Source organism: Lepagella muris, assembly GCF_004793975.1.
GTDB lineage: Bacteria > Bacteroidota > Bacteroidia > Bacteroidales > Muribaculaceae > Lepagella > Lepagella muris.
On record NZ_SRYB01000010.1, the window covers coordinates 1 to 15,042 of the forward strand.

8 protein-coding genes are annotated in these 15,042 nt (G+C 45.8%); 3 read left to right on the top strand and 5 right to left on the bottom strand.

Annotation, left to right across the window (positions count from 1 at the left end; translation table 11 throughout):
* Positions 1–171: 171 nt before the first annotated feature.
* Positions 172–1,983 carry a glycoside hydrolase family 2 protein gene (locus tag E5331_RS08380; protein WP_135986136.1) on the bottom strand — a complete coding sequence of 604 codons (1,812 nt, stop codon included), beginning with the start codon at positions 1,981–1,983 and terminating at the stop codon, positions 172–174.
* Between the two features lie 634 nt (positions 1,984–2,617).
* Entirely contained in the window at positions 2,618–2,752 is a 135-nt protein-coding gene (locus E5331_RS20665; protein WP_275441141.1) for a hypothetical protein, read from the bottom strand.
* A 178-nt stretch (positions 2,753–2,930) separates the two neighbouring features.
* Between E5331_RS20665 and E5331_RS08385 the strand changes: the two genes are divergently transcribed.
* From E5331_RS08385 to E5331_RS08395, 3 genes are all read left to right on the top strand, one after another.
* Positions 2,931–6,890, top strand: coding sequence for a hybrid sensor histidine kinase/response regulator transcription factor (locus tag E5331_RS08385; RefSeq protein ID WP_168355182.1), 3,960 nt, complete (start codon positions 2,931–2,933; stop codon positions 6,888–6,890).
* Between the two features lie 190 nt (positions 6,891–7,080).
* Positions 7,081–8,496 (top strand): glycoside hydrolase family 125 protein, encoded by a 1,416-nt coding sequence (locus E5331_RS08390; RefSeq protein WP_275441146.1) that lies wholly within the window; start codon positions 7,081–7,083, stop codon positions 8,494–8,496.
* Positions 8,496–9,416: an endonuclease/exonuclease/phosphatase family protein gene (locus E5331_RS08395; RefSeq protein ID WP_123482168.1), complete on the top strand. Its 921-nt coding sequence runs from the start codon at positions 8,496–8,498 to the stop codon at positions 9,414–9,416. Before E5331_RS08390 ends, E5331_RS08395 begins: the two co-directional genes overlap by 1 nt.
* 162 nt (positions 9,417–9,578) lie before the next feature.
* Here the strand turns inward: E5331_RS08395 and E5331_RS08400 are convergent, their stop codons facing one another.
* From E5331_RS08400 to fimD, 3 genes are all read right to left on the bottom strand, one after another.
* Positions 9,579–9,983: a GxxExxY protein gene (locus tag E5331_RS08400; protein ID WP_123482167.1), complete on the bottom strand. Its 405-nt coding sequence runs from the start codon at positions 9,981–9,983 to the stop codon at positions 9,579–9,581.
* Positions 9,984–10,577: 594 nt separating this feature from the next.
* The gene (locus E5331_RS08405; protein WP_135986139.1) at positions 10,578–12,491 is read right to left on the bottom strand and encodes a hypothetical protein; all 1,914 of its coding nucleotides are present in this window, start codon (positions 12,489–12,491) and stop codon (positions 10,578–10,580) included.
* Positions 12,488–15,031 carry a fimbrial tip adhesin FimD gene (gene fimD / locus E5331_RS08410; protein ID WP_123482165.1) on the bottom strand — a complete coding sequence of 848 codons (2,544 nt, stop codon included), beginning with the start codon at positions 15,029–15,031 and terminating at the stop codon, positions 12,488–12,490. The genes E5331_RS08405 and fimD overlap by 4 nt, the downstream gene beginning before the upstream one ends.
* Positions 15,032–15,042: the final 11 nt, after the last annotated feature.

Here is a 15,042-nt window from a genome sequence, read left to right on the forward strand (position 1 = left end):
CTTAAACCTTAAACTATAAACTTTAAACCACTGAAGTGCAGCTTGCGAAACTTCAGTCAATGATAACATCTATTTTAGTAAACGGAGGATTTGTAGAGATTATTGTGTCGCAATCCATTAAATCTGATATTTTTTTTGCGGCATAACCTACATCCACACGATTACCGGGTTTTACTTGAACCCTTTCGGGACCTTGCTGAAAATCTTCTTTATACGATCCATATCGAATTTCTTCGTGCGGTCATAGTTATAGATACCATTCTGCTCCTGCTCCACATCAGTGAGCTGCGTGTAGCAATAACCCGACATATAAGGCACCGCAAGAATCACGTCGGTCAGGCGTTCAAGACGGTCATAAAACTCCTCCTTTGTACGCGGAGAGTCACCATAACCCCAAGAATTATCGGCAAACTGTGCACCGTCAACCCATTTGATGCCACCATATTCGTCGATGAAGAATGGCTGACCTCCGTAAGAAATCTCCTTATTCGGGTCAAGTTGAGGATAGCGTCCATCCTTTATCACGAAATACTCTGCCAATTTATCCGGATTCTGCTCATAATTGTGAACAGTCCACAAGTCAGTGATAACATGGAAATTACCGCTCGTATCATTTATCGGACGATAATCAAGATGGCTCGTGAGTGTGTATACATCCTTCACAAAACGGTCATGCTGCTTTGCCTGCTCTGAGTCTCCGGGACGCTCCCAAGTCTCATTGAACGGGGTCCATGCCACTATCGACGGATGATTCCTGTCGCGAATCACGATACTCTCCCATTCCGGAATGAAATTGCGTGCAGCCTCTATCTTATTGGTATTCGCACCCCAGCTTGCAGTCTCACCCCAAGTCAGATAACCGAGTTTGTCAGCCCAATAATGGAATCTCTCCTCAAACACCTTCTGATGCAGACGTGCGCCGTTGAAGCCAGCCGCCATACTCATCTCTATGTCGCATTTCAGCGATGCGTCGTCCGGTGCCGTCCAGATACCTTCGGGATAGAAACCCTGGTCAAGCACAAGGCGAAGGAAATAAGGCTCGTTGTTGAGATAGAGGCGATCACCCTCCCAATGTATCTTGCGCATACCGCTGTATGAGGAAACCTTGTCGATTGCCTTACCATCAGCGTCATATACGGTCAGTTCCACGTCATAGAGGAACGGAGATTCCGGCGACCATGTCTTCACATTCTTTATCGGGAGCTCCAGCTTCACCTGGCGCGAAGCCTTCTCAGTAGCACGTGACACCACCTTTCCACCATCGCGCACAACTGCCTCAACTTTCTGACCATTCTCCAGATTACGGAATGAAGGCTCTATCACGAATCTCTTATGGTCAAGATCCGGAACGATATATGCAGAAGAGAGTCCGGCATGATCCACCGGCTCCATCCATACTGTCTGCCAGATTCCTGTGGTGCGCGTATAATCGCAACCCTGTGAATAAAAATTGCCCGACTGCTTACCCTTTGCCTGGTCGCCACTTCTAACGTCATCCTCCACTCTCACAACAAGGTCATGCACCTTGCCGTCGGAAACAAATTTCGTTATATCATGACCGAAAGAGTCACTGCCGCCCCAATGACGACCCACAAGTTGACCGTCAATATATACTGCACTGAAATAATCCACGCCACCGAAGTTCAGCATCACATCGCGCCCCTGCCATTCGGAAGGGATCTGTATCTTGCGGTGATACCACATTGCCGGGATGAAATCCACATACGCAACTCCCGACAGACGGCTTTCCGGACAGAACGGCACCGTTATCTTATCCTTGAATCCCTCTGACTTATAGAGACGACGATCCATGCCTGACTTACCGAAGTCAAACTCGTAGGTCCAGTCTCCATTAAGGTTAACCCAATCCGTGCGCTCGAACTGCGGACGCGGATACTCTTCACGGGGTACGGAAGCCGATGCCGTAAGCGACATCACTCCCAATGCAAGGCTTACAAAAAACCTTGACAATTTACGTTTCATGCTCATACTGTTATCAATATTGTTAAACTTAAATTTACTTTACAAATTTATATCCTTTATATTTTTTCCTTGTCATTATCCTCGCCAAAACATGACTCGCAGACTCAAATGCCAAGATATGGACACATTTGTCTGTCATTCATACAAACTTTCACACCGACACGCCAAACAGACGCATTGCATATCATTATTTTGATGTAATTTTGCATAAATTCATTCTCCGGCATCTCTTCAAAATGTCAGAAGCGTGCATTCACCATTATTAAAGCCTCTGAAGAATTTCTTCAACATTCTTCAAGTCTCTGACGATTTTCTTCATGATTCTTCAAGAGTGATTGATTTTTCTTCATGGCTTCTTGATTTTTCCTCACACTGCATTAAGAATTCTTCAGCACATTTTAAAAATGCTTGAATATCTTCACAATATGTTCTCCAAAAATCAGAAGTTTTTCTTCACGTATTCCGAAAGATTCTTCAAGGACTCTGAAAAATTCCTCAAGGACTCTGAAAGATTCTTCAAGGGATAAAAATTTTTATTCACCATTCTTCACATATAGATTCAAAAGATTTAAATTCTAAATTATGAATCCACTTCCCCTTGCAGCAGCGGCAATCATCGTCCCGAAGAGAAGCCCTACTCACTCTCCGCCCATAGATAATCATCGCTTATCCCCCTTTTGTCAATAATGTCAATGATGACAATATTGTTCCAATCGTTAATATTGTCATCATTGACATTATCTCCCCCGCTGTCATTACAGCAATCCATCCTTTAATGATAATTTGTATATTTTCAAAACTATTATTAACTTTGTTTCCGATTAAATAATTCTTAATCATCAAAACTAATTGTCCGGATCAGGACTAATCCTATCATGAAAAATCGCAACATATTAATCTTCTTTCTAATATTGCTTCTATCGTGTCTACCCTCCGCGGCATACAATATGAGGCAATCTTCCAATATCGAAGGGTTATCCAACAGTGCCATCCTCTCAATGTGTCGTGACGACAACGGTTTCCTCTGGATCGGCACCTGCGACGGAGTGAACATCTCAGACGGCACTTCGATATACCCCTTTTCACAACTATTCCCGGGACAGACACTATCCGGCAACGTGATCGAGACTATCGTAAACGGCGACAACAACATAATGTGGGTGCTGACCAACCACGGTCTTAACCTTGTGGATACCGAAAGCCGCACCATCACCACCTATAGCCGGTTCGGAGGACAGGAGCTTATGGCAATCGACGACGACGGGACTCTCTTCATCATGACCGAAGACTCCAAGATACATCTCCACAGACGTAAGGCTGACGGAGACTTCTTAATCGGCGGACAGTCCGCCATACCGTTCAATAAGACAAAAAGCATCAGAATCTGTGGCAACAATCTCCTCATCTTCGCTTCCGACGGCATATACTATCTCCCGATCGAACACAATTCCAAGGGGGAAGCCCTCAAAATCGGGAAAACAAGCCGGCATATCGACATCCCGATAAATTTCGCCCAGACCAATCATGACGAAATGTTTATAGTCGACGACAAGGGAATCCTCTTTGAGATCTCTCCGGAAGGGAATCTCAGCAGAATAACCGATCTCTCACAGTATATCGCACAACGCGGACACATCTCCCACATAATTAGAAACAATCAGGGTAACTACTACATCTCTTTCAGCACGGAGGGTGCGATCAGGATCTCGAAAAACGACAAATATGAATTTCAGGCAACCAATCTCAAGATACCCGTCGGTGTCTTCTGTCTGGAGAAATCAAAAGACCAGAACGTGGTATGGATCGGATCCGACTGCCGCGGAGTATACACAATCTGGGACGATCTTTACAACGTCCGTTCATTCGATTTCAACACATTCGGCAACAAAATATCGAATCCCGTGAGATCCATATTCGTCGACGACAAATCCAACATCTGGCTCGGCACTAAAGGCGACGGCATATTGAGAGTGGAGGGTTTCGACGACTCAAGGAGCTATCAGAATTTCTCTGAAAGCACGCTATACACATCATTCAACAGCGACCTGCACCATAATTCGGTATTCGCATTCGGGAAAAGCAAACGCCCGATATTATGGATTGCCACGGAAAACGGTCTTAACTACTACAACTATGCCGATAACCGCATACACAAGGCTGACCTCGGCAAGGAGATCAAATTCATGCACGGCGTGGTGGAGTCAAACGACTCAACACTATGGATGTGTACCTTGGGCAACGGCATCATAAAGGCCCGGATATCCGGCAACAGCGATCACCCGACGCTCTCCGACATAAAGATCTACTCTCTCGACAACGGAGAGTTCTCATCAAACCAATTCTTCTCAATCACTATCGACGAGAAAGGCGACCTGCTCTTCTGCAACCGCGGGCGAGGGATGTATCATCTGAAGAACGATTCCCTCTGCTCTATTCCGCTGCGTGGGAAATACTCCACCAATGCAATCTACGACGTGTTTGACGCGATAAAGAGCGATTCAATACTTTGGCTCGGCACCGGAAACGGTCTGCTCAAGATGGATAAAGACGGGGAGAAACATTTCTTCGGTCCGCAGTATGGATTCACCAACAACACCATCCACAAGATGATACGCGACAATGATGGTAAGATCTGGATCTCCACCAACGACGGTCTAATACGCTATAATCCGGAAAACGATGAGACTCTGAAATACGGCAGAAACTATGGCATAACCATCTCAGAGTTCAGCGATGGTGCCAGTTTCTCCACGCCCAACACCCTTATATTCGGAGGAATAAATGGCATAGCAACCGTAAGCCGCAACAAGAGATTCCTAAACCACAAGCCGTTCACCACCTCCCTTCACCTCCTCTCAATAAGCATCTCGGGCATTGACGTCCCCCTGTCGCAGCATTTCGAGCAGAAGAAGAATATCGGATATCTCCGATTCAATCATGACCAGAACCATTTCTCCCTCACCTTTGCAGTGCCCGACTTCATCAACGGCGAGAACTATACCTACTATTACTCGATCGACGGGCATGACTGGATCAACAACGGCAGCAACCCCACCATCTCATTCAACCAGATGAGCTACGGCAATTTCAGTCTGAAGGTGAGATACCTCAACCGGGCATCCGGAGTGGAGAGTGAACCCTATTCGCTCAACATAATGGTAATCCCGCCATGGTATCTGTCTGATCTGGCTAAAGGATTCTATCTGCTGATTATAATCAGTGCTCTATTCTACGCCGCACGCATGTATCTGCGTCGGCAGCGTGAGCGTCAGGAGGAGGCTATGTCCCGACTCGAACAGACCCACAAGGAGGAACTGTATGAGGAGAAACTTCGCTTCTTCACCAACATAACCCACGAGTTCTGCACTCCGCTGACCCTCATCTACGGTCCGTGCGAACGTGTGCTGACGTATCCCGGTGCGGACGACTACGTGAAGAAATACATCAATCTTATCCGGATGAACACCGAGCGTCTTAACAATCTCATCCAGGAGCTTATTGACTTCCGCAGGACAGAGACCGGACACAAGACCCTCAAGATTCGCGAGACCGACATTTCCCGCCTGTGTTCCGACATAATGACCTCTTTCTCCGAACTCTCTGACCGCAACAACATCACCTTCGTGAAGGATTTCCCTGCAGATATGCTATGGAACAGCGATTTCGGATGCCTGCGCAAGGTAATCACCAACCTCATATCCAACGCCTTCAAATATACATCACCGGGTGGCACCATAAAAGTCAGCATGAGAATGGCAGACAATAAACTGACCATCAGCGTCTACAACACCGGCAAAGGTATTCGCGAGGAGGATAAGGAGAGGATATTCAACCGCTACAGCGTGCTCGACAACGTGGAGGAGAACGCCGTCAAAGGTCTGTCTCACCGCAACGGTCTCGGCATGGCGATATGCCACAGCATGGTCGACATGCTGCGTGGCTCGATAGAGATCAACAGCGAAGTGGGGAGCTTCGCCGAGTTTGTGGTGACTCTCCCATATCTGGAGACAAACAGCAGCAACGACACGGAGAAGAATCCGGAGAAGGAGAATATCCCGACCGTGGCACCCGAGACTGAAACAACATCAGATATAATCGCCACGAAAAAGCCTGACGCCGATGGGAAAGACACTATCCTCGTGATCGATGACAACACCGAGATTCTGACGCTTCTTGCCGACTCGCTTTCCGACTATAACGTAATCACCGCCGAGAATGCGGAAGAGGGTCTGAACATCATCAAGGAATCCGCGCCCGACCTGATAATATCCGATATAATGATGCCCGGCACCAACGGCATGGACCTTACCCGACAGATCAAACAGAACCGCCACACGATGCACATCCCGCTCGTGCTCCTCTCTGCAAAGAACAGCACCGACGAGAAAGTCGAGGGTATCGAATCCGGTGCCGACGCATATATCGGCAAGCCGTTCAGCATATCATATCTGAAGGCTGTGGCAAAACGTCTCCTCGAAAACAGGAATTACCTCAAGGAGTATTACAATTCGTCGGCAAGCGTGTTTGAATACAACAAGGGGCAGCTCATACATAAGGAGGACAAGGATTTCATCGACTCCATATCCGCCTTCATCGAGATGCATATCGACGACAGCTCGCTCTCCCCCGACCATCTGGCAAACCACATGAAGATAAGCGTGCGCAACCTTTACCGCAAATTCAAGGATCTCGGACAGGTGCCCCCCAACGACTTCATCAAGAGCCAACGTATCAGCTATGCCGCAAAGCTGCTGCTGACTACGTCGCTCACCGTGCAGGAAATCATCTACCGGAGCGGCTTCACCAATCGCTCGCATTTCTACAAGGAGTTTGACAAACGCTTCTCGATGACTCCAAAGGATTACCGCACTGCCAACACGCAGAAAGACTACTCCCTTTCGGAATAGGCTTCATGCTGTGCCGGAGAATGACAAATCTGTATACACTTTTGCATTTTCCGACCTCGCAACAGCAATGTCACTGACAGCGACATATTATACAGATACTTATTTTAATTTTGCATCAAAATGCAAAAAACTATCTGACAACATTATGAATAAGTATTTTTTTCCGATAGCAGGACTCTTCCTGTCATCAATGGCTTTTCCGGCTCATGCAGCCGGAAGCGGTGTCTGCGTGCCTGACAATGTGAAGACCAACTCCAGTAAGGGCGACTATAAATGCTGCCGTCCGGCAAAATCTGAACGTCTGTTCCATTCCGAGGCGGTGGAGAAAGAGATAAAGCGCGTGAAATCCATGCTCACCAATAAGAAGCTGGCGTGGATGTTTGAGAACTGTTTCCCCAACACCATCGACACCACCGTACACTTCCGCGTGGGCGACGACGGCAAGAACGACACTTTCGTATATACCGGCGACATACACGCGATGTGGCTCCGCGATTCCGGTGCTCAGGTGTGGCCCTACGTGCAGCTCGCAAACTCCGACCCTGCCCTGAAGGCAATGGTGGAGGGCACGATACGCCGCCAGTTCAAATGTATCAACATCGACCCGTATGCCAACGCCTTCAACGACGGACCGACCGGAGGAGAATGGATGTCCGACTTCACCGACATGCGCCCCGAAGTGCACGAAAGGAAATGGGAGATCGACTCTCTCTGCTATCCGGTGCGTCTCGCCTACGAATATTGGAAAGTGACCGGCGATGCATCCATTTTCGATGAGGAATGGATTGAGGCTATCGAGAATATCCTTGCCACATTCACCGACCAGCAACGCCGCGACTCTCGCGGTAAATACTCGTTCCGCCGAAAGACCGACCGTGCGTTCGACACCCTGAGCAACGACGGCATGGGCACCCCCGTGAAGCCATGCGGTCTGATCGTGTCGAGCTTCCGCCCTTCAGATGATGCCACCACCCTTCAGTTCCTCATTCCGTCCAACTTCTTTGCCGTGTCTATCCTGCACAAGGCTTCAGAGATTCTCAACACCGTAAACCATCGTAAGGATCTCGCTGACCGCTGCGACAGTCTGGCCAAGGAGGTGGAACTCGCACTGAAGAAACATGCCACCTACAATCACCCCGAATTTGGAGAGATCTATGCCTTCGAGGTTGACGGGTTCGGCAACCATTTCCTGATGGACGACTCCAACGCACCCAGCCTCCTCTCACTCCCCTATCTGAGCGACGTTGACGTCAACGACAAGGTATATCAGAATACTCGCCGTTTCGTATGGAGCGACAGCAACCCCTACTTCTTCAAGGGGGTGGCTGGCGAAGGCATCGGTGGTCCGCACGTGGGCTACGACATGGTGTGGCCCATGAGCATCATGATGAAAGCGTTCACAAGCACCGACGACACCGAGATCATCAACTGCGTGAAGATGGTGATGGACACCGAGGCGGGTCTGGGCTTCGTTCATGAGTCATTCCATAAGGATGATGCCGCCAACTTCACCCGCCCCTGGTTTGCCTGGCAGAACACACTCTTCGGCGAGCTTATCCTTAAACTCGTCAACGAAGGCAAAATAGATCTTCTAAACTCAATCTGATGAAAAAACTGATTTTTCTGCTCCTGCTGTCGCTGACCTTAGGAGCTTGTTCAAAGAAGGCGGAATCGACAGCCGAATTTAACGTGGCAACCTACAATCTGCGTCAGCTCAACCGTGGCGACTCCGCAGCGGGCAATGGCTGGGACCGCCGTCACCCCGTGGTCGCATCCCTCATCAAGTTCCACGGATTCGATATATTCGGCACCCAGGAGGGTTTCAAGTCGCAGCTTGAAGACCTGAAACGTGATCTTCCCGGCTACGACTATATCGGCATCGGACGCGAGGACGGTAAGGATGCCGGCGAACATTCCGCCATATTCTACAATACCGACATATTCTCGCTCGTCGACAAAGGTGACTTCTGGTTGTCGGAGACTCCCGACAAGCCGGGACTCGGCTGGGATGCAGCCTGCCCCCGCATCTGCTCATGGGGTAAGTTCATCCACAAGCCCTCCGGCAAGGAGTTTATCTTCTTCAACCTCCACATGGATCACATCGGCACGCAGGCACGCGTGGAGAGTGCGAAACTCGTGAAGCAGAAAATCGGGGAGATCGGAGCCGGATGTCAGGCATTCGTCACGGGCGACTTCAACGTTGACCAGACCAACGACTCTTACTTCACGATCACCGACGGCGGCACGCTTGCCGACTCCTACGAAACGGCAGCATTCCGTTACGCGCCCAACGGCACGTTTAACGACTACTCCACCGACAACTTCACCGAAAGCCGCATCGACCACATCTTCGTGACCCCTGACGTAGAAGTGACCAAATACGGTGTCCTGACCGACACCTACCGCACGCCGGAGCAGACCGAATCCGTTTCCGCCACCGACGCACCCAAGGAGATTGAGTTGCAACGCTACGTAGCGCGCACCCCCTCCGACCACTTCCCCGTCATGATCCACGTCAAGATCTGACCCCACAACGAAATCCATCGTAACATATAGCACGAAGAAATCAAAGAAAAGAAAGAAATTTATTAATTTTTAAAGAATTAAAACAAAATAATTTCCTTCTTTTCTTTTATTTCTTCGTGCCATATTTTATTCATGCGATTATTATTAATTCGCAAGAAATTTTTAAAGATCTGATTTATCAGTAGCCTCGTTATTAAATATTCGTTTGAGATCTTTGTTTTCAATGAGATAGATTGAATTAAAATTGACAATATAACCAATATAAAGATTTTTGAGATGAAGATAATTAATGAGTTGTTTGTAATGTAAATTCGTCAACTCTTCTACGCTTTTCAATTCAATAATAACCTTATCTTCCACAAGGATGTCAAGAACATAAGCGTTCTTAATTTCCATTCCCTTATACACTACGGGCACCTTCACCTTACTCTTGACTTTCAAACCCCGCAATTGAAGTTCTCTCACCAAAGCTTGATGATAACATTCCTCCAGCAAACCACATCCAAGCATCTTATGCACTTCATATATGGCTCCACGTATGATGTATGTCAATTTATGACCGCACATAAATCTATCAATTAATATTTTATCACAAAAGAACTACAAATAAAATAAATAACCAAATAAAATTAAGACAAAATACAAAAGAATTTCTGTTGTAGCATTTAACACGAAGAAACAAAAGAATTTAAAGAAATTTTATTATTTAAATAATTTCTTTCTTTTCTTTGATTTCTTCGTGCCATAATTTATTCGTACAGTTTTTTCTTAATGCATTTTTATTTAAAGAATTTTTTTAATCAAATAATTTCTTTCTTTTCTTTGATTTCTTCATGCCATATTTTATTCGTACAGTTTTTTCTTAATGCATTTTTTATTTAAAGAATTTTTAATCAAATAATTTCTTTCTTTTCTTTTATTTCTTCGTGCCATAATTTATTCGTACAAAAAAGAGGATGCACATCTACTATGCATCCTCCCTTGATTCGAAGATTCTTAATAAGGTGTGAATCTAATTAAGGTAGGCTTCGAACGCCATTCACGGTCATTTCACAACGGCGCGATGACTTATTTGCTTACAAGTTCACATTGCTTCACAGCAATTTTCTACAACTTATTGATTATCTTAACCGGACAGCCTCATAGCCATCCATTACATCGTTAGCGTCGGGTGAATGAAGTGTTACCCATATTAAAATATGGATTGTAAACCGCAACATTTACAATTCCGGTTCCGGTTGATATGGTACGGAAACGACAACGCACCGTGTGATTCGGATTTGAAACATTCACATCAACATCATTCCCATCACCAGCTCCATATTTATAAAGGTATTCCTGCCACGATACAGTCTTTATATAGGAGATTGCCGGAGTTCCCGGGGTAAAGAGGGATTCGCCTGTACTTACCGCCAAAGTACCGATCGGATTATTCTCTATACATTGGGGATTCGCCTCTATCTTAAACTGAAGAGGGAATACAGATTCAGGTATGCCGTCAGGAAGATTGAAATAGAACGTAAAGGCATCTCCCGCACTACTGCTTATATTCTGAGAATCCGATCCTTGTGGCTCATTATTCTTTCCCTCCTGAAAGATATAATCAGAAAAATCCCATGGCACACGCAACACAAGCGAAATCGTGCGTTCCAATCCGTTGCCGTCAACAATTTTGAACGATTGAATCTTTGTCACGGCAGTCGGCTCATTGGGAGTGATCGTTATCACCTTAAACTCACCCTCTTCCGTCTCACTGAAGCTCTTTATTACATCACCCTCCGCGAGTCCCACAGCTCTGACCTTGGAATTATCGACACTATTGGCTCCGGTGACATCCATTATGTATTGATACGTCAAGCGGAATGTATCTGAACTCTTTACAAAAACGTTATTCGTGTTGCTGACGATAAGCATATTCTGACCATCCGAAACGTTCAACATCGAACCCGTCTTGACATCGGCAGATATATTGTTATATGAAACACCATCTATCGCCTCAGCCACCGTCGCAGCACCGGCTGCCGACACCCCGTTGATTGATACATTATAGGATATGTTGCGGATAAGATTATAATAGTGGAACGAATAATTCTCATCGTTATAACCCAAATCTATCTTATAATATGTAGGTGTACCGGATCGGTTGTAAACGCCTTTTATAATGACATACGTGTGCCTACCGGATTCAAACGGATGCTCGTATATATATTTATCAGCCTGTGTGAACGGGGATGTCGTAACATTACCATCCGTCCAAGACTTCACCTCACTCTCTTGATTGTCAAACGCAGCAGTAGCTGGCGTATATCCCGAATAAGAATCTCCTATCTCGGGATAAGAGAGCATTGACTTGCCATCCGCCCCACCAAGAAGATTCGGGGTAGAAAGGTCACTCTGATTCCAAGGCACAATCGTGCCCGATGTAGGTACATTCACAATAACAAAGCCGTAAAGCTCAAAATTATCAAGACTCTCCCGGACTGTCACCCGTGAGAAATTCCTTATTACCGGTACCCCGGTCAACTTTTTCTCCACCTCCGGTAACAACGTTGCATTACCATCCATATCCGCTGCTGTGGCATAACCATTGTCAAATATCACTTTACCCCAGTATGCCTCACTCTGATAACCCGATCCTCCGACAGTGAGACGGGGGAGAAGATTTGCCTCTGAGCCATAGTCACAATTGACAAAATCTTCAGCCACCAAAAGATGGAGCACCCTCGGCTCACTTGTTTTCATCAAAGTAACCTTGAAATTCAACAATCCTCCGTTGTCGACATTCGTCGCGGATGAGGTTTCCGCCTTATATATATTCGTGAGAAAAGAATTGGCGCCATCCGTACCCTTCGAGAACTCGAGCAATGTCAATTTGAGACCTGATCCCGGTTTATCACCGATTATGCCACGCGTCGGGGCTGACATCAAGTCCGGTATGTTGACCGACAAATCCACACTAACATACTCCCCCGACTCATCGGAAGGGAGCTCCTGAACAGGCATGCCATCGGATGAACACGCACATAAAGCGAGCGACAGTCCGACAATCCATAAATATCTTAATATCTCCATCATTTTGTCATCTTGCTTTTATAAGAATTAATCAACATCGCGCTACGGGTTGCATCACGCGGCACATCACCCCAAGTGAAATCATAACCACCCGAAGCATTCCGCTGCAATTGATATGCCGACTGTTGTTCCCAATACCATTCGTCATACACTGCACGTATCAAAGTATTACTATTACTTGTCTGTTTTGTAACCACAGCCTTTCCATTCTTATTTTCAACTTTATATGCTCCTTGAGCAGTCATATAGTAACTACTGCTATTAGACGTAGATAAATTAAATAAAGCTGGAATCTTTCCTTCTGCCGATAATTGGGTTATGAACATGAATTCACCAAGCGTCGGCAATCTCCATCTGCCAGCAGGACATCCTTGCTCTTGATAAGACGCAGCTCTTCTTCGGCAATTAGTCCGATTTATAGTATATGTTTTTCCGTATGATGATGCCACACGAATTTTGGGTGCAATCATGTATGCATAATTATCTGATTCATTTTCTATTGTAGGATAGTAATACCTCAATTTTCTTTTTGCAGAATTTTCATATAAAGCATCCGCATCCACACTCCAAGTATTATTTAAATCCTCAGAAGTATTTATAGATCCCGTACCGGTTAAATTGTTATTAATATTTAAAGATCTGGGATCTCCAATCACATATTTATTCTCATTATCACCAAGGATTGACACATTTATCACATACATATTCGGATTTGAATTATTTCCAGCAAGACCAAGCACATCTCCTAAATCCGAACTATTATCCCAATATCCAAATCCACCGGATGAGCCGGATGTTGGAGCTGTATTGTATGTCGGATTTACATAAACGAATCCATAGGGAGATGTTGTTGGCGTGTACTCATAGCGAGGATTCCAGAATGATCCTACGTTCCGACTACTATATCCAGTATTATAACTGCCTCCGGGATTATTTTTCGGTTCAATATAAATACTCGGATACTGTGTTATCGTAATAGTCTGTGTAAATTCTTTTTTATCAATATGCCGTATGGTCACTATAATCTTATAGGGAGAGAATGCATTCTCTGCCGGATCCGACGGTTTGTAATAATCGATCCCCAAATTTGAGGGAGCCACTGTCTGTCCTGTCAAAGATATCTCACCACCGGAGCTATTATAGGGTTCCCACACTGTCAGTGGGTGCATCACTTTTAAGATATTGTTTCCTAAAGCATCCTTCTCCACACTATAAGTGCAAAGTTTTTTATCAGAACCGCTATTCTCATTTGACTTGATGATCATTTCATTCGTCACCGTGAAATCTACCACTGTTCCATTACCATCTGAATAATAATTGAATCGAGAATATTGCAACTCAACATTTGATATCTCTACAGGATGAGAAGTATAGAACGGCACTATCATATTCTCCTCATTATTGACAGATATCTCTTTCGGACTGACTACGAGATAACGTGTGTCCGTGATATTCACGTCAATCGGGGCTGAGTTCCAATCAACAATCTGATAGCTCAAATCGTCAAGCTCTTCCGGTGTTTCCGGAGAGAGACTTCCCAACATCCCGACATTCAGATTGACACTATATGAATGATTCGAGACAATCTCCACAAGATCCGTCACGGGCACCTGATAATAGAACGTGTTCCATCTCTGTTCACCACGTTTCTGCCAAGGCACAACAAGAGTCATGGAGGTACGGTGTTTTTCCTCCGGTGTTTCTGTCCAGTGATTAGGATATGTATAAAGCGGAACGTCCATACGGTAAGAGTATTCCCCAACACCTATACTCGAAAGACCACGAACCGCATCCGCATCCGCAAGCGACATTATAAAGTAATCATCATCCTGCGGAGTATATCCATCAGACGGAACCAAATCTGTTCGCTTCACACCATTCACAAGGAATGCACGCATACCACCGGTTGACGATATTGCCGGCACCCATTCTGCACCATCAGCATCCACCACAGACTCCGGAAGTTTCACATTCAACGAAATCTTTGCAGCCGTCCTTATCAAGTCAACACTGCCGGAAGCCGTCCCATTTCCTCCCGACAAAGTATATGTAACTCCTCCCAACCCACTCATGGCAAAGGATGGCTGCACCTTGATAATATCAAAAGATGAACCCACCGAGATTGATTTAAGTGATGATATCGACGCATTGGCTGCCACATCCGCCAGATTGTCGATATTTGCCACTGCATATAACTTACATCTTGCTCCGGATGCCCCGCCGAAAAGCGTCTGCACCATATCATCTGTAAGTTTCATCTGCACGGTCGCACTGCCTGACTTATCAATCGCGTCAAAGGTCTGCAATGCCACTGCCGGCTGATCCTCACCATACGCATCAGGATATAACGCTATCACCGCATTCTTAATAAGAACCTCGCTGTTATCCGATTCCGTGGAACGCGATGCATTAGAATTGCGCAACGTAATCGTCAAGATTCCGGCATTATCCCCGGAATTAGGGTCATCAACATTGTCTGTACATCCGCATATAAACGGAAGCACCGCAATAACCGATATATATTTTAAAAATTTTAGAATCATATTCCAAGCTA

Excerpts from the sequence above, each read along its gene's own strand:
- E5331_RS08385 (WP_168355182.1), top strand. The coding sequence starts at position 2,931 with ATGAGGCAATCTTCCAATATCGAAGGGTTATCCAACAGTGCCATCCTC.
- E5331_RS08380 (WP_135986136.1), bottom strand. The coding sequence starts at position 1,983 with ATGAAACGTAAATTGTCAAGGTTTTTTGTAAGCCTTGCATTGGGAGTG.
- E5331_RS08400 (WP_123482167.1), bottom strand. The coding sequence starts at position 9,983 with ATGTGCGGTCATAAATTGACATACATCATACGTGGAGCCATATATGAA.
- E5331_RS08405 (WP_135986139.1), bottom strand. The coding sequence starts at position 12,491 with ATGATGGAGATATTAAGATATTTATGGATTGTCGGACTGTCGCTCGCT.
- E5331_RS08390 (WP_275441146.1), top strand. The coding sequence starts at position 7,081 with ATGGCTTTTCCGGCTCATGCAGCCGGAAGCGGTGTCTGCGTGCCTGAC.
- fimD (WP_123482165.1), bottom strand. The coding sequence starts at position 15,031 with ATGATTCTAAAATTTTTAAAATATATATCGGTTATTGCGGTGCTTCCG.
- E5331_RS08395 (WP_123482168.1), top strand. The coding sequence starts at position 8,496 with ATGAAAAAACTGATTTTTCTGCTCCTGCTGTCGCTGACCTTAGGAGCT.
- E5331_RS20665 (WP_275441141.1), bottom strand. The coding sequence starts at position 2,752 with ATGGATTGCTGTAATGACAGCGGGGGAGATAATGTCAATGATGACAAT.